Source organism: Calothrix rhizosoleniae SC01 (assembly GCF_900185595.1).
GTDB classification, from domain to species: domain Bacteria; phylum Cyanobacteriota; class Cyanobacteriia; order Cyanobacteriales; family Nostocaceae; genus Calothrix_A; species Calothrix_A rhizosoleniae.
This window is the reverse complement of the sequence record NZ_FYBH01000466.1, coordinates 1-2,784: the sequence shown is the minus strand read 5'-3', so window position 1 is coordinate 2,784 and position 2,784 is coordinate 1. Positions and strand designations below refer to the sequence as shown.

General features: G+C 40.4%; 4 protein-coding genes and 1 pseudogene. 4 read left to right on the top strand and 1 reads right to left on the bottom strand.

Translation table 11 applies throughout. The features are described from left to right. Both CALSC_RS25595 and ftnA read left to right on the top strand, forming a co-directional pair. Positions 1-521: pseudogene (locus tag CALSC_RS25595) on the top strand (ferrous iron transporter B); the annotation flags it as partial. 48 nt (positions 522-569) lie between these two features. Beyond that, complete coding sequence (ftnA, locus tag CALSC_RS25590; protein WP_088243984.1) at positions 570-1,091, top strand: non-heme ferritin; 522 nt, start codon at positions 570-572, stop codon at positions 1,089-1,091. Positions 1,092-1,178: 87 nt separating this feature from the next. Here ftnA and CALSC_RS27185 read toward each other — a convergent pair whose 3' ends face one another. Then, complete coding sequence (locus tag CALSC_RS27185) at positions 1,179-1,382, bottom strand: ferritin family protein (protein WP_200817761.1); 204 nt, start codon at positions 1,380-1,382, stop codon at positions 1,179-1,181. Between the two features lie 321 nt (positions 1,383-1,703). Here CALSC_RS27185 and CALSC_RS25580 point away from each other — a divergent pair, with 321 nt between their 5' ends. Continuing rightward, a complete protein-coding gene (locus CALSC_RS25580) occupies positions 1,704-1,928 on the top strand; it encodes a FeoC-like transcriptional regulator (RefSeq protein WP_088243983.1) in 225 nt (74 codons plus the stop codon). Positions 1,929-2,189: 261 nt separating this feature from the next. Continuing rightward, complete coding sequence (locus tag CALSC_RS25575; RefSeq protein ID WP_088243982.1) at positions 2,190-2,726, top strand: HMA2 domain-containing protein; 537 nt, start codon at positions 2,190-2,192, stop codon at positions 2,724-2,726. Positions 2,727-2,784: the final 58 nt, after the last annotated feature.

The following is a 2,784-nucleotide window of genomic DNA, read 5'->3' as shown; positions in this document are numbered from 1 at the left end:
AAGAAGAGAAAAAAGAAGATTTTAACTTTTGGAGTGGTATTTCTTCAGCTTTCGCTAGTATTCCCACTAATGTGGGCGAACTTGGTAAACAAATACTCGACCTCTTGGGTATAAATATTGGCAACGTACAAGACCAAGCAGCTGTAGCCGAAGAACAGGAAGTAGGGCTTGGTACCTTTGGACAAATGTCACAAAGATTCGACGGTGGTGTTGGAGCATTTGCTTATCTGCTATTTGTGCTGATGTACTTCCCCTGTGTTGCCGCTACTGGTGCAGTTTATCGGGAAACTAATTTAGGATGTACACTGTTGGTTGCCCTTTGGACTACAGGTTTGGGTTATTGGGTAGCTACTATGTTTCAAATTGTCACTTTCCCTCAGCATCCAGGCTTTTCTGTAGCTTGGATTATTGGTGGAGCAGTGATTATGGCAGCAACCATTTTCCTCCTCAAGCGTTCTGGGAGTCCCCAGGAAGTTGGCACCAATCGTGATGGAAGGGACAGCAGACAGCTAACACATTAACCCGCCTAGGGAACTTACCATGTAAGCAGGACAAGCATAAGGAAAATTATGTTATCACAGCAAATAATCGATTGCCTCAATCAACAAATTAACTTAGAGATATATTCTTCCCATCTCTATTTGCAAATGAGTTCTTGGTGCGCTTATAAATCTCTGGAGGGCTGTGCGACTTTTCTTAGCCAACACGCAGATGAAGAAATGACCCATATGCGTCGCCTACTCAATTATCTTCAAGAAACGGGTGCTTTTGCAGTGATTGACGGAATGCAAGCACCACCAACAGATTTTAATTCTTTGACGGAAATGTTTGAGAAGATATATGGGCATGAAAAACTCGTCACTAGTAAAATCAATAACTTAGTGCATTTAGCCAATACTGAGCCAGACTATGCTACCCTTCAGTTCCTCCAATGGTACGTCGCCGAACAACACCAAGAAGAATTCTTGTTCAAAAGCATCCTGGACAAAATTAAACTGATTGGTACGGAAGGGCAAGGTATATTTTTTATTGATCGCGAAATTGCCAATATGGCTGCTAATCGGACTCAAGAAACAACTGCAATGAATTAACAAAATTCGACAGGGACAAGGCACTTCCTTGTCCCCACCACCATCCTCCATCGATGTGACGAGGGCTTTCCCAAACAGATAATAACACTAACAGTAGCAATCCCTGTGACCACCACGGCCACCATGGTATTGCCTTCTTCGTTTTCCTCGATAGAAGTTACTATTTCCTGAAGGTGCTGCACAACGTTGAAAAGCACGAAGATGATTTTCTTGTGATGCTCGCTGTAAGTTCAAAAAAACACGCTGGACATCGGGATAATCTATGGTTAAAGCTAACAAACGTTGATACATTTCCCCATTCTCAATTTCTGCTTGAACGCAAAGTTGACAAGCCTCTGAAACTGAAGCAGGTACTTTGACACTATCAACCCAGTTATCTGCGGGAAGAGAATTTCATATTTCCGAAATAATGAGAGCAATGCCCAAATATGTCGTTCTGTCGGACTCCAGAATGTTAACAAATGGTCTAATTTTGCCAAATTTGCTAATTACGACCCTATATGTTGCACGGGCTTTGTATTCATCATCGAGGGCTTCGCCTAAGGCCTTTTTTAAATTTTCTAACATCAAATTTACCTCCCAAACTGATTTTTGATTGTTCAGGCTTTTAATATGATCTTAAGAGAATTACAAGAATTTATTCTCAATAATCATCGCGTCTTTTTAGCAGAAATGGAACTGCACTTTCATATAAACAGAGACGCACTCAGACAAATGCTCAACAAGTTAATCAAAAAAGGGAGGGTGCGTAAGTTGCTGACTCCCGAGAAGTGTCACTATTGTACTTGTTGCAATACTAACACCATGGAATTTTATGAATGGGCAGAGCAAAACTAAGTAAGTCGGCACAATAAAACCAAACTATGTGGAGAAAAGTAAATAAGGCTAAAACCCTTTTTCCCCCTGCTCCCTGCCCCCTGCCCCCTGTCTTATCCAAACGATAATTTTTTACGCCTACCTACTTATCCAGATTCTTTCCACTTGCCCGAAGATGCTGCCAGCCCTATACAATAAGTCTTCTTAAGACTTTATTGATTCTAAAGCATATTTTTACTTAAGATAATAAATAAGAGAGAGTTAGGAGCAACTCATAAATATATGACAGCTACAACCTCAATTAATAATCTCAGCAATCTCTCCTCTGAAGATCCAACAGCCAACCTTGGCACATTTTTGAGAGAACATCAAGAAATAGAAATGATTCTCCCTGTGGCATTTGGAGTATTTGTTACTAGCCGGTTTCAATTACGAGGAGCGAATGCGTTATTAGTAAACCTATTGGTGGCGAGTATAGCTCGTCAAATCTTTACCCACCTCAAACAAGAAAAATTATCTGTAGTCACCGAGAGTAATAACCATAACTCAACTATGCAAGAAAATGGTGTCTTAGATACTAATCCCCAAGGATATGTTATTGCTCATGCTGTTCCTGGAAGAGTTCGCTTGCGAATACCTCAGCTAGCAGTTGATGCTGATTTTGTTTCTCGTTTACAACAAGCTTTAAATGCAGATGAATGTGTCAACAAAGTCCGGGTTAATCGCACAGCAGCTTCCATCGCTATTAACTATGACAATCAAGGACTATCTGATTGGGAGCTGGGGATGCGTTTGATGAGTATTGTTAATAATATTTAACAAGAAAATCAAGTTTCACAAACCCAGTAAAACAGTTGTTAATTAATGGTTGTTGGTT